Annotated in this window: 25 protein-coding genes; 10 read left to right on the top strand and 15 right to left on the bottom strand. The window is 34.0% G+C overall.

Features of this window, described 5'->3' with window-relative positions:
- Nucleotide 1: 1 nt before the first annotated feature.
- The 6 genes from AW14_RS03195 to hemA form a co-directional block, all read right to left on the bottom strand.
- Nucleotides 2-739: an EI24 domain-containing protein gene (locus AW14_RS03195; protein WP_044637504.1), complete on the bottom strand. Its 738-nt coding sequence runs from the start codon at nucleotides 737-739 to the stop codon at nucleotides 2-4.
- Between the two features lie 151 nt (nucleotides 740-890).
- The gene (gene hemE, locus AW14_RS03190) at nucleotides 891-1,916 is read right to left on the bottom strand and encodes a uroporphyrinogen decarboxylase (RefSeq protein ID WP_044637503.1); all 1,026 of its coding nucleotides are present in this window, start codon (nucleotides 1,914-1,916) and stop codon (nucleotides 891-893) included.
- A gap of 4 nt (nucleotides 1,917-1,920) precedes the next feature.
- Nucleotides 1,921-2,637: a potassium channel family protein gene (locus AW14_RS03185; protein WP_044637502.1), complete on the bottom strand. Its 717-nt coding sequence runs from the start codon at nucleotides 2,635-2,637 to the stop codon at nucleotides 1,921-1,923.
- A 65-nt stretch (nucleotides 2,638-2,702) separates the two neighbouring features.
- Nucleotides 2,703-4,445, bottom strand: a complete 1,743-nt coding sequence (locus AW14_RS03180; RefSeq protein ID WP_044637501.1) for a TrkH family potassium uptake protein — start codon at nucleotides 4,443-4,445, stop codon at nucleotides 2,703-2,705.
- 82 nt (nucleotides 4,446-4,527) lie between these two features.
- Nucleotides 4,528-6,105 carry a hydroxymethylbilane synthase gene (hemC, locus tag AW14_RS03175; RefSeq protein ID WP_044637500.1) on the bottom strand — a complete coding sequence of 526 codons (1,578 nt, stop codon included), beginning with the start codon at nucleotides 6,103-6,105 and terminating at the stop codon, nucleotides 4,528-4,530.
- Nucleotides 6,098-7,357 carry a glutamyl-tRNA reductase gene (gene hemA / locus AW14_RS03170; protein WP_044637499.1) on the bottom strand — a complete coding sequence of 420 codons (1,260 nt, stop codon included), beginning with the start codon at nucleotides 7,355-7,357 and terminating at the stop codon, nucleotides 6,098-6,100. The genes hemC and hemA overlap by 8 nt, the downstream gene beginning before the upstream one ends.
- Before the next feature lie 189 nt (nucleotides 7,358-7,546).
- On the opposite strand from hemA, the gene AW14_RS03165 reads away from it, so the two are divergent.
- The 8 genes from AW14_RS03165 to AW14_RS03130 all read left to right on the top strand — a co-directional run bounded on the left by AW14_RS03165 (nucleotide 7,547) and on the right by AW14_RS03130 (nucleotide 14,385).
- Nucleotides 7,547-8,446: a helix-turn-helix transcriptional regulator gene (locus AW14_RS03165; RefSeq protein WP_044637498.1), complete on the top strand. Its 900-nt coding sequence runs from the start codon at nucleotides 7,547-7,549 to the stop codon at nucleotides 8,444-8,446.
- A gap of 5 nt (nucleotides 8,447-8,451) precedes the next feature.
- The gene (locus AW14_RS03160) at nucleotides 8,452-8,691 is read left to right on the top strand and encodes a hypothetical protein (RefSeq protein ID WP_154662110.1); all 240 of its coding nucleotides are present in this window, start codon (nucleotides 8,452-8,454) and stop codon (nucleotides 8,689-8,691) included.
- Between the two features lie 15 nt (nucleotides 8,692-8,706).
- A complete protein-coding gene (locus AW14_RS03155) occupies nucleotides 8,707-8,898 on the top strand; it encodes a hypothetical protein (protein WP_044637496.1) in 192 nt (63 codons plus the stop codon).
- A 74-nt stretch (nucleotides 8,899-8,972) separates the two neighbouring features.
- Nucleotides 8,973-10,013, top strand: a complete 1,041-nt coding sequence (gene hemH / locus AW14_RS03150) for a ferrochelatase (RefSeq protein WP_044637495.1) — start codon at nucleotides 8,973-8,975, stop codon at nucleotides 10,011-10,013.
- A complete protein-coding gene (locus AW14_RS03145) occupies nucleotides 10,006-11,373 on the top strand; it encodes an MATE family efflux transporter (RefSeq protein ID WP_044637494.1) in 1,368 nt (455 codons plus the stop codon). Before hemH ends, AW14_RS03145 begins: the two co-directional genes overlap by 8 nt.
- Nucleotides 11,374-11,376: 3 nt before the next feature.
- Nucleotides 11,377-11,925, top strand: coding sequence for a CopD family protein (locus AW14_RS03140; RefSeq protein WP_044637493.1), 549 nt, complete (start codon nucleotides 11,377-11,379; stop codon nucleotides 11,923-11,925).
- Nucleotides 11,926-12,098: 173 nt separating this feature from the next.
- Entirely contained in the window at nucleotides 12,099-13,556 is a 1,458-nt protein-coding gene (locus tag AW14_RS03135; RefSeq protein ID WP_044637492.1) for a sensor histidine kinase, read from the top strand.
- Nucleotides 13,557-13,602: 46 nt separating this feature from the next.
- Complete coding sequence (locus tag AW14_RS03130; protein ID WP_044637491.1) at nucleotides 13,603-14,385, top strand: enoyl-CoA hydratase/isomerase family protein; 783 nt, start codon at nucleotides 13,603-13,605, stop codon at nucleotides 14,383-14,385.
- Nucleotides 14,386-14,460: 75 nt separating this feature from the next.
- On the opposite strand, the gene AW14_RS14385 is transcribed toward AW14_RS03130, so the two are convergent.
- From AW14_RS14385 to AW14_RS14380, 3 genes are all read right to left on the bottom strand, one after another.
- Nucleotides 14,461-15,078, bottom strand: coding sequence for a hypothetical protein (locus tag AW14_RS14385; protein ID WP_052647417.1), 618 nt, complete (start codon nucleotides 15,076-15,078; stop codon nucleotides 14,461-14,463).
- Nucleotides 15,079-15,348: 270 nt separating this feature from the next.
- Nucleotides 15,349-15,939: a hypothetical protein gene (locus tag AW14_RS03120; protein ID WP_044637490.1), complete on the bottom strand. Its 591-nt coding sequence runs from the start codon at nucleotides 15,937-15,939 to the stop codon at nucleotides 15,349-15,351.
- A gap of 322 nt (nucleotides 15,940-16,261) precedes the next feature.
- The gene (locus tag AW14_RS14380; RefSeq protein WP_052647416.1) at nucleotides 16,262-16,855 is read right to left on the bottom strand and encodes a hypothetical protein; all 594 of its coding nucleotides are present in this window, start codon (nucleotides 16,853-16,855) and stop codon (nucleotides 16,262-16,264) included.
- A 646-nt stretch (nucleotides 16,856-17,501) separates the two neighbouring features.
- Here AW14_RS14380 and AW14_RS03110 point away from each other — a divergent pair.
- Nucleotides 17,502-18,377 (top strand): AraC family transcriptional regulator, encoded by an 876-nt coding sequence (locus AW14_RS03110; protein ID WP_044637489.1) that lies wholly within the window; start codon nucleotides 17,502-17,504, stop codon nucleotides 18,375-18,377.
- Here the strand turns inward: AW14_RS03110 and AW14_RS03105 are convergent, their stop codons facing one another.
- The 4 genes from AW14_RS03105 to AW14_RS03090 all read right to left on the bottom strand — a co-directional run bounded on the left by AW14_RS03105 (nucleotide 18,378) and on the right by AW14_RS03090 (nucleotide 21,320).
- Entirely contained in the window at nucleotides 18,378-19,031 is a 654-nt protein-coding gene (locus AW14_RS03105) for an HD domain-containing protein (protein ID WP_044637488.1), read from the bottom strand.
- A 64-nt stretch (nucleotides 19,032-19,095) separates the two neighbouring features.
- Nucleotides 19,096-20,085: an acyl-ACP desaturase gene (locus tag AW14_RS03100; protein WP_044637487.1), complete on the bottom strand. Its 990-nt coding sequence runs from the start codon at nucleotides 20,083-20,085 to the stop codon at nucleotides 19,096-19,098.
- 10 nt (nucleotides 20,086-20,095) lie between these two features.
- The gene (locus AW14_RS03095; RefSeq protein ID WP_044637486.1) at nucleotides 20,096-20,833 is read right to left on the bottom strand and encodes a lysophospholipid acyltransferase family protein; all 738 of its coding nucleotides are present in this window, start codon (nucleotides 20,831-20,833) and stop codon (nucleotides 20,096-20,098) included.
- Between the two features lie 76 nt (nucleotides 20,834-20,909).
- The gene (locus AW14_RS03090; RefSeq protein WP_044637485.1) at nucleotides 20,910-21,320 is read right to left on the bottom strand and encodes a BrxA/BrxB family bacilliredoxin; all 411 of its coding nucleotides are present in this window, start codon (nucleotides 21,318-21,320) and stop codon (nucleotides 20,910-20,912) included.
- A 201-nt stretch (nucleotides 21,321-21,521) separates the two neighbouring features.
- On the opposite strand from AW14_RS03090, the gene AW14_RS03085 reads away from it, so the two are divergent.
- Nucleotides 21,522-22,286 (top strand): TerB family tellurite resistance protein, encoded by a 765-nt coding sequence (locus tag AW14_RS03085; RefSeq protein ID WP_044637484.1) that lies wholly within the window; start codon nucleotides 21,522-21,524, stop codon nucleotides 22,284-22,286.
- A gap of 55 nt (nucleotides 22,287-22,341) precedes the next feature.
- Here the strand turns inward: AW14_RS03085 and AW14_RS03080 are convergent, their stop codons facing one another.
- Both AW14_RS03080 and AW14_RS03075 read right to left on the bottom strand, forming a co-directional pair.
- The gene (locus tag AW14_RS03080) at nucleotides 22,342-22,584 is read right to left on the bottom strand and encodes a hypothetical protein (RefSeq protein WP_044637483.1); all 243 of its coding nucleotides are present in this window, start codon (nucleotides 22,582-22,584) and stop codon (nucleotides 22,342-22,344) included.
- 50 nt (nucleotides 22,585-22,634) lie between these two features.
- On the bottom strand, nucleotides 22,635-23,654 hold the full coding sequence (locus AW14_RS03075; protein ID WP_245617612.1) for a S66 peptidase family protein: 1,020 nt from the start codon (nucleotides 23,652-23,654) through the stop codon (nucleotides 22,635-22,637).
- Nucleotides 23,655-23,658: the final 4 nt, after the last annotated feature.

Raw genomic sequence — 23,658 nt, 5'->3', positions numbered from 1 at the left:
ATTATTGTTTTAATTGAAGTGCTTCGACGGTTTTAATTGTTGCAGCCGTTACCGATAAAGGAAGTACTAATATAACACCTATAACCGGAATAAACAGAAACAGGATAAATACGCTACCTAGACCGATGCTAAGCCCTCGGTTTTTACTAACAAATTTAATGCTTTCGCTGTAATTAAAATGCCGTTCTAGGGTGTAATCCATGTTACCAAAACCAGCATAGTAGGCTTGAACTAAAAATAATAAAACGGTCGATATGAGTCCTAAAACAGGAACAAAGCCCAGCATTAAAATGGGTATGGTTAAAAGCAATTCCATGAATAAATTTCGAACATTTATACGAATGCCTCGCCACAATTGTTGTGAAAATGTGGTGTCTCTATGTATGTCTTTTTCGCCTACTAAATAGGTTTCAATGTTTTCTGAAACCGGACTCATAAACGGCGCCGACAGCGCCATAACTATGTGTTTGTATAAAATAAGCCCCAAAATAAGTATAATAAGACCGCCAATAAGGTTGCTAATGGCTGTAAAGGTTTCTTTTCCCCAATTCCAGATCCATACTTTAGAAAAGAAGGCGCCAATATTATCGGATAAGCCATACACCGATAGGGTAACCACAATGGCAAAAAACACACTAATAAGTATAGGTATGGCAAAGTATTTCCAGAGTTTTAGTTTTGAAATTAAACTAAAGGCTCCAAAATATGCTTTTATTCCTAAAACAATGTTTTTAACCATGTTGTTGGTTTCGCGTTAGCGGTTGAACGGCCTGTTTGAGCTCCCCGACCTAAGGAGGGAGCGAGTAGAGAAAACGCGACCTACTTTTTTAAACCTATTAGTAGCTAGTTAAGCTAAGATGTTACTTAAAAAAGTAGGTAACGCCCAAATTTTACGCTTCGTATTCTTTTACAGCATCGATGAATGCTTTAGCGTTGTCTAGAGGGATGTTTGGCAAAATGCCGTGCCCCAGATTAACTATGTATTTGTCTTTACCAAATTCGTTAATCATTTGGTGAACCATTTTCTTTATTTCGGCTGGTGGCGAAAGTAAACGCGACGGGTCGAAATTACCTTGTAAAGTAATGTTTCCGCCGGTTAAATAACGGGCGTTACGCGCAGAGCAAGTCCAGTCGATACCCAAAGCCGATGCGTTACTTTTTGCCATTTCGCCAAGTGCGAACCAGCAGCCTTTACCAAAGGCAATAACGGGTGCATCGTCTTTTAATGCTTCGATAATTTGATTGATATATTGCCATGAAAATTCTTGATAATCGACCGGCGAAAGCATACCGCCCCAAGAATCGAAAATTTGAACGGCGTTAACACCAGCTTTTACTTTTTCTTTTAAATAAGCGATGGTTGTATCGGTAATTTTTTGAAGTAATTGATGCGCCGCCACTGGGTTTGTAAAACAAAATTCTTTGGCTTTATCGAAGGTTTTGCTGCCTTGGCCTTGTACTACGTAGCATAAAATGGTCCATGGTGAGCCTGCAAAGCCAATTAACGGTATGTCGTCGTTTAAAAGTTCTTTGGTTGCTTTAATGGCTTGGTAAACATAGTTTAAAGCATCTTTTACGTCGGGTACAATTACGTTTTGCACGTCTTTAGCCGTACGCACCGGATTAGGGATGTAGGGACCAAAGTTGGGTTTCATTTGTACTTCGATATTCATGGCCTGTGGAATAACTAATATATCGCTAAATAAAATAGCGGCATCCATACCGTAACGACGAATGGGTTGCACGGTAATTTCACTGGCTAATTCTGGTTTTTGGCAACGTGTAAAGAAGTCGTACTTCTCGCGAAGTGCTATAAATTCTGGCAGGTAGCGTCCGGCTTGGCGCATCATCCAAACAGGCGGACGGTTTAAAGTTTCTCCTTTTAATGCTCTTAAAAACAGATCGTTTTTTATCATGTTATTATATGTTTTTGTTTCTTAAATCGTACTCTTCTTCGCCCATGCAGTAGTTTTCGATGTCTTTGTTATAACCAAAAACAACTAAAATATCGTTATCTAAAACAACGGTTTCGGGGGTGGTACGACCAATGGTTTCTTTTACTTTTGTTTTTTTACCTATTAGATTTTTTTTCTCTATTTCTCGAATGATTGTAATTAAGGTTAAATGGTATTTATCGATAGAGTCTAGTTCTTGCAAGGTCTTACCGTAAAATTCTGGTTTAGCTCTTACTTCTGAAATAGTGAAATTATTATCTAACTGATAGTTTTCTAGGGTTGATTTGAAATTTATTTGTTTGGTAAGTCTATCTGCCGAATCTTGCTCGGGATGAATAATACTATGAATTCCCATAGCTTCCAATACCGTATCGTGAATGGGCGATAAGGCACGGCTTATAATTTTTACGTTGCTTAATTTTTTAATAATAGCGGTTGTAATAATAGCAGCACCCTCGTTTTCTCCAATGGCTACAACCACTTTATCGGCATCTTTTAACGGCACAGCGTTATAAGCTAATTCGTTGGTTGAGTCCATACAAATGGCATGCGAAATTTTATCTTTAACAAGATTAATTTTATCCATTTGCTTGTCTATTGCAATAACCTCATTGCCAGTTTCGGTAAGACTTAAACATAAAGACATACCAAAATTTCCCAATCCGAAAACTATTATTTTCATGTGTTTTTATTTGTTATTATTCTTAGCTAAACCACTTCTTTTAAAGGTTTTATTAGCGTTGTTTTTTAGTTAATTAAAATGTTTTCTTTTGGATACTCGTAAAACTGATGGTTTATTTGCCTTAATAAGCCTACCATTAAGTTGAGCATACCTATTCTACCAATAAACATAACAGCAATTATAACGTACTTACTGGCTTCCGACAGGGTTGGTGTAAAATTTAAGCTTAGTCCAACGGTACTATATGCCGAAAAGCATTCAAAAACTACGGTTAGTAGTGGGGTGTCTTTGGGTTCTAATATTAATAGCGCCATAATAGCCATTCCAATAACAATAAGCGAAATGCATAAAATGGCAAAGGCTCTTAATGTGGTTTCGGCAGAAAGGCGGCGTCCAAAAATTTCAATTCTACTTTTTCCCCGGGCTATGGCAAAAATATTTAAGGTTGCTATGGCAAAGGTACTTGTTTTTACACCACCACCGGTAGAGGCAGGTGAAGCACCAATCCACATTAAGAAAATAACAAATAATAAGGATGGTACCGTCATTTCGGAATAATCGACCACATTAAATCCGGCTGTTCTGGGACTTACAGAACCAAAAGCAGCATTTGTAATTTTACCAAAAAGGGTTTTATGCTCTAATAAGGTGTTGGTGTATTCTGAAACAAACAAAAACACCCAACCTGCAGTTAGTAAGATTAAAGTTGTGTAAACTACAAGTTTAGTATTTACGGTAATAACAGGTATTTGTTTGTGTATTAGTTTTTTGTTAAAAAGCTCAAGAACAAGTGTTTTTAAATAATGAAAAAAGTTAAATACGATGTTATGACCCAGACCACCAAATACTACCAGCGTCATAATAATCCATTGAAACGCATAGTTAAAGCGGATGCTTTGGTTAAATAGTCCGTTTGAAAAAATAGAAAACCCAGCGTTACAAAAGGCCGATATCGAATGGAACATGGAAAAGAAAAATTTATTTTCTATCTCTTTATTGTTTCCTAACGAGAAATAAATAAATAAAGAGCCCACAAGTTCTACCGTTAAAGTAAAAACAACCACATTAAGCGCGACCCTAAAAACATCTCTTAAACCTTCGTGTGCCAAGAAATCTTTGGTGTTTAAACCTTCTTTAAACGACGAACTGCCTCGAAAGAAAAATGCGAAAAACGAGGTGAATGTTAAAATACCAATACCACCTAATTGAATAAGCACTAAAATAATAGATTGACCAACGGTTGTAAAATCCTGACTCGTATCTAAAACTGCTAAACCCGTAACACACACCGAACTGGTTGCCGTAAATAAAGCATTTGTAAAACTAATGCCATTGGTAGTGGCACTGGGCAGCATAAGTAAAAAAGCACCAGAAAGCGCTAAAATTAAAAAACTACCAACAAATACAATAGCTGGATTAAAATAGACATCGTAAATATGACGAACTAAAATTAAAAGTCTTAATAAAAAGTATAAAATTAAGCCGCCTTCTAATATGGGCTTTATTTTTTGTAAAATGTAATGGTAGCTATGCTCTGAGTAAACAATTGAAATTATTAGAGATAAAATTAATAAGGCCGAAATAATTATAATATTTACAAAGGCCACGCGCTTGTTTGTTTTGTATTTATAAATAAAATACTTGGCCGTATTAAACGAAAGTAAAAAGCCAGTTAAAATTAAAAGACCAAGAACGTGGGGTGTTGTAAAGTTTTCGGCATAATCATAACCAAAATCAAAAACGATGAAAAAAAGTACGATAATATCAAAAAACCGATAAACGTAATTGAGTATAGATTCTCTTTTCATTCAAATAATTTATATCACTTAATTGATACTATTAAGTGTTTTCAAAGGTCTTAATTTTAAAGGTATTAGCAAAATTTGAACATTAAATATAATGTTCGTTTACTAATTCGATAACACTTTCTACCGTTGGTACTTTAGCAATACGCACATCTTTAAAATGTTTTTTAGCTTCGGCAGCAGTAGTTTCTCCAATGCAAAAAGCGATAATATCGGCTTTGTTTTTTTGTATATAGCTCTCTACGGTCGATGGACTGTAAAACATAACACCTTCAACAGAACCATTAATTTTTAGGCCATCGTATTTTGTTTGGTAGGCTTCAACTTCGGTTACTTTTATATTGTTTTTTTCTAAAATGGTTGGTAACTCATCTAATCTTAAATCGCTACAAAAATAAGTTACTTCGGTACCTTCAATATATTCAACCAGATAGTTGGCTAATTTTTTAGCACTGTTTTCAAAATGGGTTACTTTACCTATGCGGTCTTCAACCAAACGTTTGGTGCGACGACCAACGCAATAAATATTTTTAAACTGAAGTTCTATTGGAGAAAAGTTTGTAAGTAAGGCTTCAACTGCGTTTTTACTGGTAATTACAACGTTTTGAATTTCGTTTTTTATGAATCGTGGGTGTATTCTGTTTAAGCTAATTTTAATAAAATCACTGCTTTCAACCACCACTTTTTCATGAAATAATAAACGCTGCGATTCGGTAAACGATTTTGTTGAATACACGTTGGTAGTTCGGGTCGCGTTTTTAATGTTGTCCATTAAACGTTTGCCACCACGTTCAATAATAAACTCGGCACAGAATCCAGCAATATCATGGTGTTCGCCAACTTTTTTAACGCGTGTTACATCAATTCTTTTGGTGCCATCGACACTTAATAAAACGCCTTTAAAATTAATTTCATCGTTTTTTATAGTTGCCAATGCGCCAATAGGAGCGGTACAACCACCTTCTAATTTGCTAAGAAATTCACGTTCTATAGTGGTGCAAATTTCGGTTTCTTCGTGGTTTAAAGCTTTGCAAGCCTCGATAGCAAATTCGTTTTCGGCTAAAGTAGTTATCATGATGGCACCTTGTGCAGGCGCAGGAATCATCCAGTCTAAATTAATAGCCTCTTCGGGTCTAATACCAATTCTACCAATGCCAGCAGCGGCAAAAATAGCACCGTTCCAGTGGTCGTTATTTTGTAACTTTTCTAAGCGCGAATTTACATTGCCGCGAAGGTCTACTATGGTATGCGTTGGAAAACGGTTTAACCATTGTGCGCGGCGGCGTAAACTTCCTGTAGCAATAACGGCTTCTTTTGATCCTAAAAACTCTTCATTGTTTTTATAAACCAAGGTGTCGTTAACATTACCGCGTTTTAAAACAGCGGCTTGAATGATGCCTTTGGGAAGGGCTGTTGGCACGTCTTTTAATGAATGTACCGCAATATCAATATCATGATTTAACATGGCTATATCGAGTGTGCGGGTAAAAATTCCGGTAATTCCTAACTCGTAAAGGGGTTTATCTAAAACAATATCGCCCGTTGATTTTACAGGAACTAATTGGGTTTGATATCCTAAAGTTTCAAGTTGACTTTTAACTATTTTTGCTTGCCATAGCGCTAATTCGCTGTCGCGAGTACCAATTCTTATAATTTTAGACATGTGTTTTTGTTTCTAACTGAAACACTTTTTTTATGAGTTCCAGACTTTCATCGGTAGATACAGCATCATCTTTAAGGTGATGTGCAAAATGATTTGTTATTTTTTGAATAATATTTTTACTGATGGCTTCGGCTTGAGCTTCGTTAAAATCGGCATTCTTTTTACGCTGCGTTTCTAATTCGCTTGAAGCAAAATCTTGTAATTTATTTTTTAGTGCCTTAATGGTTGGTGCAAACTTTCTGGTTTCTAACCAATCGTTAAACTCTGCTTTCACTTCTTCAATAATAGCTTCGGCAAACGGAATGTGTTTTTTACGATCTTCCAGGGTTTTATCTGTAATTTTAGATAAATCATCTAGATGCACTAAAGATACATTTTCTAAACTTTCAACATTAGCGTTTACGTTTTTTGGTATCGATAAATCTAAAATAAGTAATGGTTTTTTAGACTGAATAATTTCTTTATCTACCGTTGGTCGTTGTGCACCGGTGGCAACAATTAAGATGTCCGATTTTGAAATTTCTTCTTGTAAATTGGAGTAATCTTTAACAACCAAATTAAACTTTCCGGCAATTTGTTCGGCTTTATCTTTAGTGCGGTTTATTAAAGTAATATGCTCATTTTTAGTGTGTTTAACTAAATTTTCGCAGGTGTTTCTTCCTATTTTACCGGTTCCAAAAAGTAAAATATTTTTGTTTTTAATATCTTCAACGGTATTAAAAATGTATTGAACCGAAGCAAAAGAAACGGATGTTGCACCCGAAGAAATTTCGGTTTCGGTTTTTATGCGTTTGCTGGCCTGAATAACGGCATTTACCAAACGTTCGGTGAAATTATTTAATAAGCCATGCTTTTTCGAAATTCTTGCACTGGTTTTTAACTGACTAATAATTTCAAAATCTCCAAGAATTTGACTGTCTAAACCCGAACCTACTCTAAACATGTGCGCAATGGCATCGTTGTTTTTGTAGATGTATGCTACTTTTTGAAATTCTTCAACAGTACCGCTGGTATTATTGCAAAGAAGTTGTATTAATTGAAAAGGATGCTGTGCAAAACCATAAATTTCGGTTCTGTTACAAGTAGAAGTAACCACAAGACTTTCCACGTCATTTTCTTTTGCCTCATTAATTAGAGCCAATTTAGAAGTGTCGTCTAAACTAAAGCGTCCTCTTATATCTGCATCGGCTTTTTTGTAACTTAAACCAATGGCATAAAAGGAGTTACTCCTTGAAATGTTATATTTTTGCATGCTAATACCTGAAAATAGTACGCAAATGTAGTTTGATAGCTATTAAAAAAATAACGCTAAAAGAACTTTTAGTATCGCTTGTGGTTTTTTAGCGTTGTTTTTAATTAATATCTGATAAATATCATACTTTTGTATATAAACAGGGGTTTTTGCGCCTGTTTATTTAGAACTAATCTAAATAAAGTAATTATGAGTGCACAAGAAATAGATTTTAAAAATGTCGCTAAAAGTACTTTTGATGAGACAGAAGTCGATGATGGCTTTTTAGTTTTTGCTTTTAAAAATGATAAAAGTATCGCTCAAAGTATTGAAAGATATATAGATAGTGATTACATTCAATTTCATTTCTGTTTAAAAGGTGCTAGTAAGTTTATTTTTAATGAGGGTCGATATACTTTAAATATTCTAGAAGAAAACTCATTATTACTTTATAATCCGCAACGCGATTTACCCATTCATTTAATGGTAGAACCAAACTCTTGGATGGTTTCTGTTTTAATATCTATTAAAAAATTTCATGGGTTGTTTTCGCAAGAAGCAGATTATATTTCGTTTTTAAATGCCGATAACAGAGATAAAAAATACTATAAGGACGGCGCTATTTCGCCCTCTATGGCTATCGTTTTAAATCAGTTAATAAATTACAGTTTAAATCAATCTATTAAAAAATTATACTTTAAAGGCAAGGCTTACGAACTTTTAAGTTTGTATTTTAACAGAAGCGAAGATGCAAACATAGAGCAGTGCCCTTTTTTAGTTGATGAAACCAATGTTATAAAAATTAGAAAGGCGAAAGATATTATTGTAACCCGAATGGCAGAACCACCAACGTTACAGGAACTTGCCGACGAAATTGGCTTAAGTTTAAAAAAGCTAAAAGAAGGTTTTAAACAAATTTATGGCGATTCGGTATTTAGTTTTTTGTTCGATTATAAAATGGAAGTTGCACGTAAGTTGTTGGAGTCTGGCGATGACAATGTAAACGAAGTGGGTTTAAAAGTTGGTTACAGTACAGCCAGTCATTTTATTGCTGCATTTAAAAAGAAATATGGCACAACGCCTAAAAAATATATTATGTCTTTAAATTAATTTTTATGAAAAATATATTGGTGTTTCTTTCTGTTTTCTTGATATTATTTTCTGTTAATATGGGTTTTTCTAAAGACAAGCTATTGGTTTTTACAAAATCGGCAAGATATAAATATCAATCAATAGAAAATGCTATAAAAACTATAGAAACACTGGGCTATCAAAATAACTTTGAAGTTATTCAAACAGAGCAAGATTTTAAACAACATCTTTTCGGTGTTATTTTACATCGTATGTATCATTAATTAAAAAACGAGCAAATGAAATATTTAAGTCCCGAAATTGAAGCATTATCAAAAGGATTAGGAACCCACTCAAAATCGTTAGCGCGTACCAATGTGTCTTGTGGTATTTTTCAAGATTGCAACTATAACGAAGAACGACCTAAGCTTTACCACCATCAAAAGGCAGAAAACAAAACCACCGAATTAAAAGATAATCAGAATAAATAATTAAGCTATAAAAAAGAAAAATACTAAGACATCGAAAACGTTTATTAGATGTTGTTATTTTGGCAATTAAAAAAATGAAAAAAGGAATCTTATTAGTAAATCTTGGCTCTCCAGATAGTCCAGATCCCAAAGATGTAAAAAAATATTTAGGCGAATTTTTAATGGACGAGCGTGTTATAGACATTCCAGAACTGGCTCGAACCGCTTTGGTAAAAGGCATTATCTTAAATACACGTCCTAAACAATCGGCTGCTGCTTACAAAAAAATATGGTGGGACGAAGGTTCGCCATTAATTGTGCTTTCAGAAAGACTACAAAAGAAATTACAACAACAGGTTGATATTCCAGTGGCTTTAGCCATGCGTTATGGAAGTATGACAATTAAAAAAGGACTTCAGGAATTGGTTGATAAAGGTGTCGATGAGGTGTTGTTATTTCCATTGTATCCTCAGTTTGCTATGGCAACCACAGAAACTATCACCGTTTTAGCCGAAAAGTTACGCGCAGAGTTTTTTCCGAATATAACCATAGAATCGGTTCCGGCGTTTTATAACAAACCCGATTACATCGAGGTACTTGCAAATGCTATAAATTCGCATCTAGAAGGCACTAACTACGAGCATTTATTGTTTTCTTATCATGGGGTGCCAGAACGCCATATTAGAAAGAGCGACATCACAAAATCGCATTGTAAAATAGATGGCAGTTGTTGCATAACACCAAGTAAAGCCCACGAGTTTTGTTACCGTCACCAATGTTTAGAAGTTACTCGATTGGTTGGCGAAGCCCTTCAATTAAAACCAGGTACCTATTCAACATCTTTTCAATCGCGATTAGGATTCGACCCGTGGTTGCAACCTTACACAGACAGAACTATCGAACGCTTAGGGAAACAAGGCATTAAAAATATGGCCATTGTTACACCAGCCTTTGTGAGCGATTGCCTTGAAACACTGGAAGAAATAGCCATGGAAGGAGAAGAAATTTTCCATGAAATGGGAGGAAAAACATTTACAACCATTCCATGCTTAAACGACAGTGACCCATGGGTAGCGTTACTGGCAAAATGGGTAAAAACATGGCAAACAGCCAAACTAGAAACGTATAATGTCTAAAACATCAGCACAAGATTTAGGCTCTCAACCCATAGGGGCTTTATTAATAAAGCAAGCCGTGCCTGCATCTATTGGTATTTTAGTCATGTCTTTAAACATACTGGTAGATACCATTTTTGTGGGGCATTGGATAGGCTCTACAGCCATTGCTGCTATTAATGTTGTACTTCCTGTGTCGTTTTTTATTGCCGCCCTAGGGATGAGTATAGGAATAGGTGGGTCTTCTATAATTTCAAGAGCCTTGGGTGCCAGCGATGCTATTAAAGCATTAAAAACCTTTGGCAATCAAATTACATTAACCCTCTTATTAACCATTACCTTGGTTATTTTAGGTTTGTGGTATATCGATGCCATTATTCCTGCCTTTGGAGGTAAAGGCGCCATATTCGAACCCGCTAAAATTTATTATAGAATTGTGCTTTATGGGGTGCCTATTCTGGCATTAAGCATGATGGGAAATACGGTTATTAGGGCAGAAGGCAAGCCAAAATTTGCCATGTATGCCATGATGATTCCTTCGGTATCCAATCTTATTTTAGATTATATATTTATTAATCTGCTAGATTTCGGAATGGAAGGTGCCGCATGGGCTACCACCATTTCTTACGGACTTTGTTTTATTTTTATTCTTTGGTTTTTCATATCAAAACACTCCGAATTAAAAATTAATTTTTCCCATTTCGGTTTAAATTTCCCCATTGTAAAAGAAATAGCTTCCCTAGGTTTTGTAACCCTATCCAGACAAGCCGTAGTAAGTATTACCTATCTACTCATGAATAATATTTTGTACGATTTAGGCGGTGAAACCTCGGTAACATCGTACGCCATAGTTGGTAGAATGCTCATGTTTGCTATGTTTCCCGTGTTGGGCGTTACACAAGGCTTTTTGCCCATTGCCGGCTTTAATTATGGTGCGCAAAATTATACTAGGGTTAGAGAAACCATTAACACCGCCATAAAATACGCCTCTATTTTAGCCACGTTGGTTTTTATAGTGCTTATGGTTTTTCCAGGCGCCATAACAAAAATGTTTACAACCAATTTAGAAGTTATAAGCCAAACACCAAATGCGATGCGATGGGTATTTGCAGCCACACCAATTATTGCCGTACAACTTATTGGAGCCGCCTATTTTCAAGCCATTGGAAAGGCTAAACCCGCATTATTACTAACCTTATCGCGTCAAGGCTTTTTCTTTATTCCGCTTATTTTTATTTTACCAATATATTACGGCGAAATGGGTGTTTGGATGTCGTTTCCAATATCCGATGTGCTTTCAACCCTATTAACCGCCTATTTTTTAAATCGCGAAATCGTAAAAACCTTAAAGCAGGAACCCGTAATAGATTCAATTTCATAACCCATGGAATATTATAACTACATAAAATCCTTTCATCTTATTTTCGTAATCACCTGGTTTGCAGGCTTATTTTATATTCCGCGTTTGTTTGTATATCAAATAGAAGCCTTTCATAAACCATCGCCCGAAAAAGAAATTTTAGGAAAACAATTAAAGCTTATGGCCAAACGATTGTGGTTTATTATCACCTGGCCATCTGCAATTTTAGCCACTATTTTCGCCGTTTGGTTGCTTATTTTACAACCCTTTTGGCTTAAAATGCCCTGGATGCATGTTAAACTAGGCTTTGTAGTTTTGCTTTACATATACCACTTAAAAACACACCAATATTACAAGCAACTACAAAACGATGTTGTAAAAAAATCGTCCAGTTTTATGCGAATCTGGAACGAAGGCGCCACATTTATACTATTTGCCGTTGTATTTTTGGTTATTTTAAAAAGCGCCATTAATTGGGTTTGGGGTATTGTTGGCATTTTTGTGCTAGGCATTTTAATTATGCTAGGATTTAAAGTATATAAAAACATACGCGAAAAAAATCCAGACGCTTAATTATTTGGGCGTTACCCAAGGGTCGGGCTTTCCGCTATATCTTTTTTTATCGTGCCTCAAAAAAGGATGCCGCTGCAATCCCTAACGCAAACCACCAGCTAACAACAAGTTTCAAACTTAATTTTTAACCTTTGGTGTAATTATTGCTATATTTAAATGCATTAATATTTCAAATGAAATTAAAAAAGTTATCCCTTCGGTCGCGCATCTTTTTTGCCATGATATTTCTTGTATTATTGGCCTCTATACTTATTTCTGCAGTAGCAATATACCAATACAAAGAGCAAAGTAAAGATTACCACGAGGGCCGTTTACAGCGTAAAGAAGAAAATATACAAACCCATTTAAAACGGGTGTTAAATGGCCGACAAAACACCTGGGAAGTTAAAACCGAAAATATTCCATTAATTTTTAAAGAAGAAATTTACAATATTGCCGATATACATAAATTACAAATTAATTTATACGATTTAGAAGGCGGCTTGTTAGTATCCTCTAAAGCAGGTTTACAAAATTTTGCTGCCGATGCCTGTTTACCTGCCGAGGTTTTAAATGCCATATCCAATACTGCCGAGCATATGTATGTCGATAAACATATTGAAAACGGCGAAGCCTTCCAGTCGTCTTACACCTATTTGCGAGACCAAAAATCGAAAGCCATTGCCATTTTAAATTTGCCCTATTTAGAAAAAGACGACTTTTTAACCAACGAACTTTTAGAGTTTTTAAAGCGTATCGCTTTTGCATTTTTATTGGTGTTGCTTATGGCTATTGTTATTGCCTTTTTGCTATCGAAATACATTACAAAATCTTTAAAAGCGATTAGCGATAAAATTAATACCACACGATTAGAACGGCGCAACGAAAAAATTGTAATAAACGATACTAGCGAAGAAATTTACACCTTGGTAAACTCCTATAATAGCATGATAGACGAGCTGGAGGAAAGTGCTATACAATTAGCAAAAAGCGAGCGCGAACAGGCCTGGAGAGAAATGGCAAAACAAGTCGCCCATGAAATTAAAAACCCATTAACGCCCATGCGCTTAACGGTGCAAAATTTTCAAAGAAAATTCAACCCTAACGACGAAAATATACATTCTAAGTTAGATGAATATACCAACACGCTCATTCAGCAAATAGACACCATGAGTTCTATAGCATCGGCATTTTCTAATTTTGCAAAAATGCCTGCGCAACAAAATGAAACCCTCGATGTTGTAAAAATTACAAAATTAGCACTCGATATATTTAATGAAGATTATATCGTCTTTAATTCCAATTCCGAAGAAATTATTGCTAAGTTTGATAGAACACAGCTTATACGCGTTGTTACCAATTTGGTAAAAAACGGTATTCAAGCCATTCCTGCAGATCGCGTTCCTAAAATTGTTGTAAATGTTTCAGAAACCAATAATACGGTTGTAATTACCATTGCCGATAACGGTTCTGGTATCTTAGAGGAAAATACAGAGAAAGTTTTCGAACCTAAATTTACAACCAAAACCAGTGGTATGGGACTGGGATTAGCCATGGTAAAAAATATTGTAGAGACCTATAAAGGCACCATAACATTTAGTACCGAAAAAGATATGGGTACGGTTTTTAAAGTCTCTTTTCCAAAGGAATAACTAATTTTTGTTCGTTCTTTTTAATCATCAAAAAAAACCCTTAAATATGTCTTACGAGAATATTATTTCAGAAGAAATTAATGGTATTACAACAATTACTGTAAACAGGCCAAGCAAGTTAAATGCTTTAAATATTCAAACCATTGAAGAATTGCATCGTGCCATTAGTGAGGCAAGTAAAAGCAAAACCTGTAAGGTTATTATTTTAACCGGAAGTGGGGAAAAGGCTTTTGTTGCTGGTGCCGATATTAGCGAGTTTGCAAATTTCAATGTAGAGCAAGGAACCCGTTTATCGGCCAAAGGGCATGATATTTTATACGATTTTATTGAAAACCTGTCAACACCTGTCATTGCTGCTATTAATGGTTTTGCTTTAGGCGGCGGACTCGAATTGGCCATGGCCTGCCATTTTAGAGTTGCTAGTACCAATGCCAAAATGGGGCTTCCAGAGGTTTCTCTGGGTGTTATTCCGGGTTATGGTGGCACGCAACGTTTACCCCAATTAATAGGCAAAGGTCGGGCGATGGAGCTTATAATGACTGCCAACATGATTGACGCCCAACAGGCTTTAAATTATGGCTTGGTAAACCATGTAACAACTCAAGAGGAATTACTGGTATTTTGCGAAAAATTAGCAACTAAAATTTCTCAAAATTCGTCTGTAGCCATCGCTGCAGCTATTAAAGCTGTAAATGCTAATTTTAAAGATGGTGTTAATGGCTATAATTTTGAAATTGAAGCTTTTGGAAAATGCTTCGAAACCCAAGATTTTACCGAAGGTACCACTGCTTTTTTACAAAAAAGAAAAGCAGATTTTCCTGGGGAATAAAGACTAAATATCAAAAAAAAAAAAGCAACTCTGTAATTAGAGTCGCTTTTTTAAAGTAAGTGTTAGTTTGATAGTTTATTTGTTAATTTCTTCAGTGAAAGATCTCCCGTCTGTATTATACACAATGCGATACGAACCTTTATTTACATCGGCCAATCTAAATACTCTGTTATAGTTTTCAGTGTCTTTAATTTTTTCAGAGTAAATTAATTCCGCATTATTATAAACGCTGTCGTCTGCGCTATAATAAATTTCAACGGTTAAGGGTTGTTTTTCTAACGAAAATCTAGAGATTAATACAACACTGCCTTTTACTCTTGTAATGGGCTTGTAAATAGTTTTTTCGGCTGTTTTATTAATGGTTACGTTGTTGTTAGAAATTGTAAAAGGTATTGTTTTTATCTCTACCATTTTATTCAATTCGAAAGCATAAGATCCATCAGGCAGCGTGCTTAAATCGAAACCTTTCGTATAGCTTCCGTCGTTCTGGATAATTTCTTTATATAATACAACATCCTTGTCATCTAAAATAGATAATAAGTCACCGGCTTTTACATTGTTTAATGTTAAAGAAGTTTCGTTACCATTTTTAGTAATAGAATAAAATGAAACTTCATTTGCGAAACTTAACATGGTAGCAAACATGATTACCATGAAGATTCCTTTTTTTGTGTTTTTAATTACGTTTTTCATAATATATGTTTTTATAACGTTCAACAAGACAAATATAACACCTGTTTTTAAGTTTTAAATCGCTGATATTGACTGATATATGTGGTATTTTATCTATTTTTTCAGGCTGTTTTTTTGTTGGGTTAATTGGCTATATTTTAGAGTTAATTTTGATTTATTTTATAAAATTTCAATGGTATTGAAATGATAGTTTTTTATTTAAAAATAAGAACAAAAAAAAAGTGAGCCACCACAGCTCACTTTACCAACTAAACTAAATAAGACATTAAACTAATTATTAATGAATTTTGTATACTCTTTGTTATTAGAGTTGAAAACTATTTTATAGTTTCCTTTTTGTAATTTATATACTTTTTCTATCGATTGAATGCCTTCTACTTCTTCAGTGTGAATTAATTCGAATCCTGAGGTGTTTTCTATGAAAAGACTAATTTTTAATGCTTCGTTGTTTGGGGCTAATTTTGTAACAAAAAGCATGTTGTTTTTTAGTCTTGTATAAGGTAAAAATGTAGTTGATTTTTCAGCTTTATTGAATACAACTAATTTATTATTTACAGTAAAAGGAATGGTTTGTACTTCGAATGCTTTTTGTAGTTCGAAGAAATAGTTTCCATTAGGTAATGAATTTAAATCGAATCCTTTTTTGTAAGTCCCTTCAATTTCTATCAATTCTTTATAAAGTGTAACACCATTTGTGTCTTGAATGGTTAAAAGATCACCTGGCTTTACATTACTTAAAGTAAGTGCTGTTTTTTTAATGTTATCTTTAAAAGTTGAAGTTTCTGTTGCGTTGCTTAATAATGTGCTTAATGCCGTTATTAGTAAGGCGCTTCTTTTTATATATAAGATTAGGTTTTTCATAATTTGGGGTTATTACTAATTAACAATACAAAGATATGATGGTTTAAAAGGTTTCAAAACATCCATTTTTACTAATATATATGCTATTTTAACAACAGTTATTGGTTGATGTTAATTGAGCATATTTTAAGGTTAATTTATTGTATTTCCTTTTTTTCATTAAAAAAACAGAAGCCATCTTAAGGTTTAAAGGTTATAACTTAACAACGAAGTATTGATTGTAAATTTTCAAAATTTCAACAGAAAAAACTATGACTATTAAACAAAAAAAAAGTGAGCCACCACAGCTCACTTTACCAACTAAACTAAATAAGACATTAAACTAATTATTAATGAATTCTGTAAATTCTTTATCTTCTGTTTTAAAAACTATTCTATAATCGCCTTTTTGCAATTTGTATACTTTTTCAATGGTTTGAGTGCCTTCAACTTTTTCAGTATGAATTAATTCCTCAGAATTGTTATAAGAATAAATACTAATTGTCATAGCTTCTTTTTTAGGAGCCAATTTAGTAACATATACTAAGTCGTTTACCTTTTTAACATAAGGTTTAAAAGTTGTAGTCTCTTTGTCTTTATTTAAAAAAACAATGTTATTAGTAACTGTAAACGGAATGGTTTGAATTTCTAAATCTTTATCTACCTCAAAGAAATAATCGCCATTAGGTAAAGCAGTTAAATCGAACCCTTTTTTGTAAGTGCCAGACATTTTAATTAGTTCCTTATAAAGTATAATACCATCAAGATCTTTAATAGTTAATACATTACCAGCTTTTACATTATTAAGTGTTAAAGCTGTTTTTTCTATTAACATTTTATCTTTTAAAAGTGTAGTTTCTTTAGCGTTACCTATTAATGATGTTAAAACAGCCACTACTAAGCTTCCTTTTTTTATTGTTGAAATTAGATTTTTCATGATTATGTGTATTAATTGTTATACAAGGCAAAGATATGCCAGAAGAAGAAGTAGAAAAACATCGATTTTTGCAAATTTATATGCTATTTTATCAGATTGATAGTCGTTGGGATTAGATGGGGTTAAAATAACATATATTGATGTTAAATTTTCACATATTTACCAATTCGGGCTTTTATTTACTTCTAATTTTTAACTATAAAATGAATACCCCTATTTAGAAAGTTATAGGTTTTTTAAAAAAGGAAAAAATTTAAATTAAGTGCAAAAAAAAAGTGAGCCACCACAGCTCACTTTACCAACTAAACTAAATAAGACATTAAACTAATTATTAATGAATTTTGTATACTCTTGTATGTCAGAGTTATATTTTTATTTAAATAAATTTTAAATTTGTAAATCCTTTATTTAAAATTTTATGACCTAAAAGACTTTTTAACTTATACTCAATATTACTATTGTTGTACATGACAAATTTATGGCAAAGACAAACCTAAAAAAACATCTAATTTGACAACATTCTATGCTATATTACCTGTTAACGAATTGTTAAATATGATAAGCGGTAAAATAACACAGATTCGGGTTAATATATATTGAATTTATTTTATTTTTAGTTGTAATTTTGTTACATAATATTTTTGTTATGATTAATAAGAAGCCAACTTTTAGGAAGCTCACCCCAAGTTTCGGAAGCTCTATATTAGTTAAACAACATGTAGATACTGTAGATAAGAACTTCGCTTACTGGCATTTCCATCCAGAATTAGAACTTATTTACATTAACAAAGGGCAGGGCAAAACACATATAGGAAATCATTTATCATATTTTAATAATAGTCAATTAATATTAATAGGGTCTAATTTACCGCATAATGGATTCACCGATCGATTAACGGCCAATGGAACCGAAACAACGATACAATTTAAGTCAAATTTTTTGGGAGACGATTTTCTTCAAGTTCCCGAAATGTCTAATATAGTATCGTTATTTGAAAGGGCTAAAAAAGGAATACGTTATAAGGTTGAAACTAAACAAAAAATTGGTCCAAAAATTGAAAAATTATTGGAGCATACTGGTTTAAAGCGCGTTTTAAAGTTTTTAGAAATTTTAGATTACTTAGCTACCACCGAAGATTATACCCTTTTAAATGCCGACGGTTTTGCTTTTGAAGCAGAAGCACAAGACAGTTCGAAGGTTGATATTATTTTTAAGTATGTAAATAAAAATTTTCAGAACCATATTTCTTTAGATGAAATTGCCGACCAAGTAAGCATGACGGTACCAGCTTTTTGTAGATATTTTAAAAAGGTTACCGGAAAAACATTTACTCAGCTAGTAAACGAATACAGAGTAGTTCATGCTACGAAACTACTTAACGAAAGCCAAATGAGTATAGCCGATGTTTGTTTTGAATGCGGTTTTAATAATTTTTCTCACTTTAACAAACAGTTTAATGAAATAACTGGTAAAAGTGCTTCTAACTACCGAAAGGAAATTAAAATGATTATAGGATCGTAATTAGATACGTCCTTCCCATTCACTGTAAAATTGTTTAAGAAATGAAAGCATGAATTCATGACGTTTTTTAGCAATTTTGCTCCCAGTTTTTGTATTCATTCTATCTTTAAGCAACAATAATTTTTCATAAAAATGATTAATACTTGGTGCCGAAGAATTTTTATAAGCTTCTTTAGTCATTTTTAAATTGGGCTCAATCTCAGGGTCATATATAGCCCTGTTTTTAAAGCCACCGTAGTTGAAGCATCTGGCAACCCCAATAGCGCCAATGGCATCTAATCTATCGGCATCTTGAACCACATCGAGCTCTAAAGACTTAAATTGAGCCATTTCGTTGCCACCTTTAAACGATATATTTTCAATAATTTTAATAACATGCTCCATTATTAAAGTATCTACATTCTGTTTTAATAAGAATTCGCGAGCTAGTTTAGGGCCTAAAGTTTCATCACCGTTATGAAATTTACTATCTGCAATATCATGCAATAGGGCACCAAGAGCCACTATAAAGGTATTTACCTGTTCGTTTTTTGCTATAAGTAAAGCGTTTTTATAAACCCGCTCTATATGAAACCAATCGTGTCCACCTTCAGCATTTTCTAATGTTTTTTTTACAAAAACGATGGTATTTTCAATAATTTTTTCCTCAATCATCATATCATAAAAGTAAAAATTCCTTTCGGTATGAAAGGAATTTTTAAAAGTATATTTTGAAATATTATTTAATTATCGCAGGCTCAACCCATTTAAATTGAAATGAATTTTCTGGTATTTTTATACGCTCAGATAGTCGATACATTCTGGCAGGAAGGTTCATTAAATAATCTCTTGCTTTTTCTGCCTCGTCTGTAAGGCCTGTTACTTTTCCAATTTCCCAACGCTCAATGAGTTTTTCTAAAATTTCAACATAATCGTTAGACGTGTAAACCCCTATACGCTGGGCAGTATTCGAAAATTCTTCGAAAGCAGTACTTATTTGGTTTCCAGATTCCCTTAAAAAATGAGCAGGCATCGTAATTTTTAGTTTCATCATTTGATAAAAAGCCATCATCATTTGACTTGGATCTACTTTAAATATACGTTCTACAAACTCCGAGTAAGCGTGGTGGTGGCGCATTTCATCACCAGAAATAATTTGACACATTTTTGCCAATTGTTTATTGCCACTTTTTTTAGCAATTTTTGCCACTCGATTGTGTGAAATATAGGTGGCAAGTTCCTGGAAACTGGTATAAACGAAGTTTTTATAAGGGTCTCTATCGGTACCAATATCGAAACCATCTGCAATTAAATATTGTGTGGTTTTCTCAATTTCTTTCATATTAACGCGACCAGAAAGGTAAAGGTATTTGTTAAGTACATCGCCATGGCGGTTTTCTTCGGCAGTCCAATGGCGCACCCATTTAGACCAACCATTGCGTTCTACTTGTCCGACACCTTCAACATCCATTAACCAAGATTCGTAAGTTGGCAGGGCTTCTTCGGTTATCATATCACCTACTAAAACAACCCAAAAATCGTATGGGAGTTCTTTCGACAGTTCTCTAATTTCACGTACTTCTTCAAAAAAATTATCACCTTCAGAATTTGGTAAAAAATCTGTTGGTTGCCATATTTTTTCTACTGGAATTAAATATTTCTCTATTAAAGATTCTACGTCTTTTTCCAAAAACTGCATCACTTCAAGTCTTACATTTTTTAACGACATCTTTTAGTTTTTAAATGGTTATATGTTCTTTAATAGTGGTTTCAACACTATTAATAAGTTCCTGTTTATCTACAAAGGTACTAACTTTTAAAGGCTTATGCACGGTAAAAGTAATATGAGTCCCTAAATTCATGGGGAAATTACCGTATCGTAACATTTTCCAGGAGTTATTTATGGTAACAGGTACAACATGAGCCGATGGAATTTTTTTTAATAAAATTTCTAAACCCTTTGTTTGAAAGGGTTTAGGCGCTCCGTTTTTACTTCTTGTTCCTTCAGGGAAAATAACGGCTGTACGTTTGTTGGTTTCTATGTATTCGCCAAATTTCATTAAAGCAGGAAGCGATTGTCTTGGGTTTTTTCTGTCAATTAAAGCAGCACCGCCATGACGAAGGTTGAAAGATACACTCGGAATCCCTTTTCCTAATTCTATTTTACTAATAAATTTAGGGTGATGCTTGCGCATAAACCAAGTAAGCGGATAAATATCGTGTAAACTTTGATGGTTAGCTACAACTATTAAAGGTTGATTGGTATCAATTTTATAAGGATTGTAAAACGAATACCGCGTGCCTAAAATATTACCACAGCGCATTAACCAAAATTGTAATGCATCTACACTTTTTTTATGAGCCTGATAACCAAATACATTAAAACAAAACCATTGTATGGGATGAAATATTATAAGTGTTAAGAAAAAACACAAATAATAAATGGCAGTAATAGGATATGATAAGATTTTTTTCATGCTCAAAAATAAATAAAAAATCCACGGTGTGGCCGTGGATTTTTATTATAAATCTAAAAATTAGATTTTTTAATTCTTAGCAAAACTCGTTGTAAGCATCTATAAGATTTTCCGCAATTAATTCTGCTGGTCTGCCTTCAATGTGATGACGCTCTAACATGTGTACTAACTCACCATCTTTAAATAAGGCCATACTTGGTGAACTAGGAGGAAACGGAACCATATGTTGTCTTGCCTGTGCAACAGCATCTTTATCTACGCCTGCAAATACAGTAACAATATGGTCTGGTTTTTTCTCATTATTTAAACTCATTCTTGCTCCTGGGCGCGCGTTAGCAGCGGCACAACCGCAAACCGAATTTACAACTACTAAAGTAGTTCCTTCTTTTGCTAAAGCAGCATCAACAGCTTCTGCTGTATGTAATTCTTCAAAACCAACTTTCGTTAAATCTTCACGCATTGGTTTTACTAATTCTGCTGGATACATATTTTAAATTTTTAATTAACAATTTTAGTTTGCAAAGATACCAATTGTGTAACAAAATTGGCGGTTATTCTACAAACAAATATTAAACCTATTTTAATAACATCTAATTTAAATTATTAAAACCAGTTTACTTCATGGTTTTCTGTTTTTAAAAGAATGAAATTATATGTAGGTTTGACGCAAATTTAAATGATTACTTACATGAGTTTTTCAAAATGGATTGGTGCCGCCTTGGGTTGGTCGTTTGGAGGTCCCATAGGGGCTATAATAGGAATGGCTTTGGGCGGTATAGTTGATGCCTTTGGAAATGGAAGCGCAAATACAGTTTTTACTGAAGCCGAAACAAGGCAAGGCAACAGACAGTCTCATCAATCACAAAGAACACAACCAGGCGATTTTGAGGTAAGTTTGTTAATTTTGGCATCTATTGTTATAAAAGCCGATGGAAAACAAGACCAGCGGGAGTTGGATTTTGTACGCCAACAATTTGTTGGTATGTATGGAAAAGAACGCGCCAATCATGCTTTTAGACTTTTTAAAGAAATTAATAAACAACAAAACATTTCTACAAGACAGGTTTGTTTGCAAATTAGACAAATGATGGAGCATCCATCGCGCTTGCAATTAATTCATTTTTTATTTGGTATTGCAAAAGCAGATGGTTTAGTAACCAACGATGAGGTTTCTGTTATTTATACAATGGCGGGTTATTTAGGTATAAGCCATAGCGATTACGAAAGTATTAAGGCGATGTTTTACGAATCGGCCGATACTGCTTATAAAATATTAGAAATTGATAAATCGGCTACAAACGACGAGATTAAGAAAGCCTATCGTACTATGGCTAAAAAATACCATCCAGATAAGGTGCTTCACTTAGGGAAAGAACACCAAAAAGGTGCCGAAGAGAAATTTAGGCAAGTTCAGGCTGCTTACGAACAATTGCAGAAGGAACGCGGCTTTTAAATAAAAAAACCAACTAAATTTTAGTTGGTTTTTTTATTATTACATGCATTAATGCTTACATTTTAAACATTTGGTTGCTAGTGTAAACTCGCGATTGCCCATCTTTTGAAAAGATTAAAACAATTTTATCTTCAGAGTTTAAGTACGTAGCAGATAAATCCCATCCTTCACTTTTTGAAGCTTCAATTAAACATTTGCGAACATCGGGATTGTTTAGGTTTAATTTCGAATCGTTTGCTTTTACACTTAGTGTAAGTAAAAGCATGGCTGTAAAAGTAAGTAGTTGTAGTTTTTTCATAATTAAAAATTTTGAGAGTACATTTAATTACGAACCTACTGGAAGTTTTCTTAATTGCTGAATTTAATAGCTGATTGTCTGTTTTTTACGTTCAACGAAACATTTCTGCCCAGAATTAAGGCACGATTGTCTTTATTATGTCCCGCAGGCATATTAAAAGCTACCGGAAAGTTATAACTTGAAACAACATCCATTATTAATTGTTCTATTGAAGCACCCCAAGGTGTTGTGTTTTTCTTTATTTTAGTCATATCGCCAATAATGAGACCGGCACATTTATCGAAATACCCTGCGCGTTTTAAACTTTGTAACATGCGATCTATATGGTATTTGTATTCTCCAATTTCTTCTATAAACAGAATTTTCCCTGAAGTATCGATACTGGTATTAGATCCCAACATGCTATACAGTATACTTAAATTTCCTCCAACAAGAGGCGCGGTAACAGAACCATCAACATTATAATTTGAGGGTTCCAGCGTATATTCTATTGGGTTGCCAAAAAGCGCGTCTTTAAACGTGCTAATGGTTTCTTTAATAGTATCGTTGTCGTCTTGCAAGCTGGTGCACATCATGGCATGAATACTCTCGAAACCTTTAACCTGCATTTGGCTGTGAAGTGCTGTAATGTCGCTATATCCAATAAGCCATTTTGGTTTTTTTTTAAATTTGGTATAATCGAGTTTATCTAAAATTCGAACCGCACCATAACCGCCGCGGGCACACCAAATGGCGCTTATGTTGGCATCGTCCATTGCTTTTTGAAAATCTTCACAGCGCTCATCGTCTGTACCTGCAAAATGGTTAGCCTGACTAAAAACATGCTTTCCAATTACAACATGCAAACCCCAGCTTTTAAGAAGGTTTTTAGCTTTCTCAATTTCGGCAGTTCTGTTTTTTAAGATGCCAGATGGTGCAACAATAGCAACGGTATCGCCAGATTTTAGGTAAGGTGGTTGTATCAATTTATACGAGTTATTTTGTGCTAAAAGTGTTGTTTTTCCGAAGAAAAAAACAGCTATAAATACGATGGTTAATAATGAAATTCTAGGCATACTGTAAAAGTACATTTTT

This window comes from Siansivirga zeaxanthinifaciens CC-SAMT-1, from assembly GCF_000941055.1.
Lineage (GTDB): Bacteria > Bacteroidota > Bacteroidia > Flavobacteriales > Flavobacteriaceae > Siansivirga > Siansivirga zeaxanthinifaciens.
Note: the sequence above shows the minus strand (reverse complement) of the source record. Positions and strands in the feature narration are given on the sequence as shown.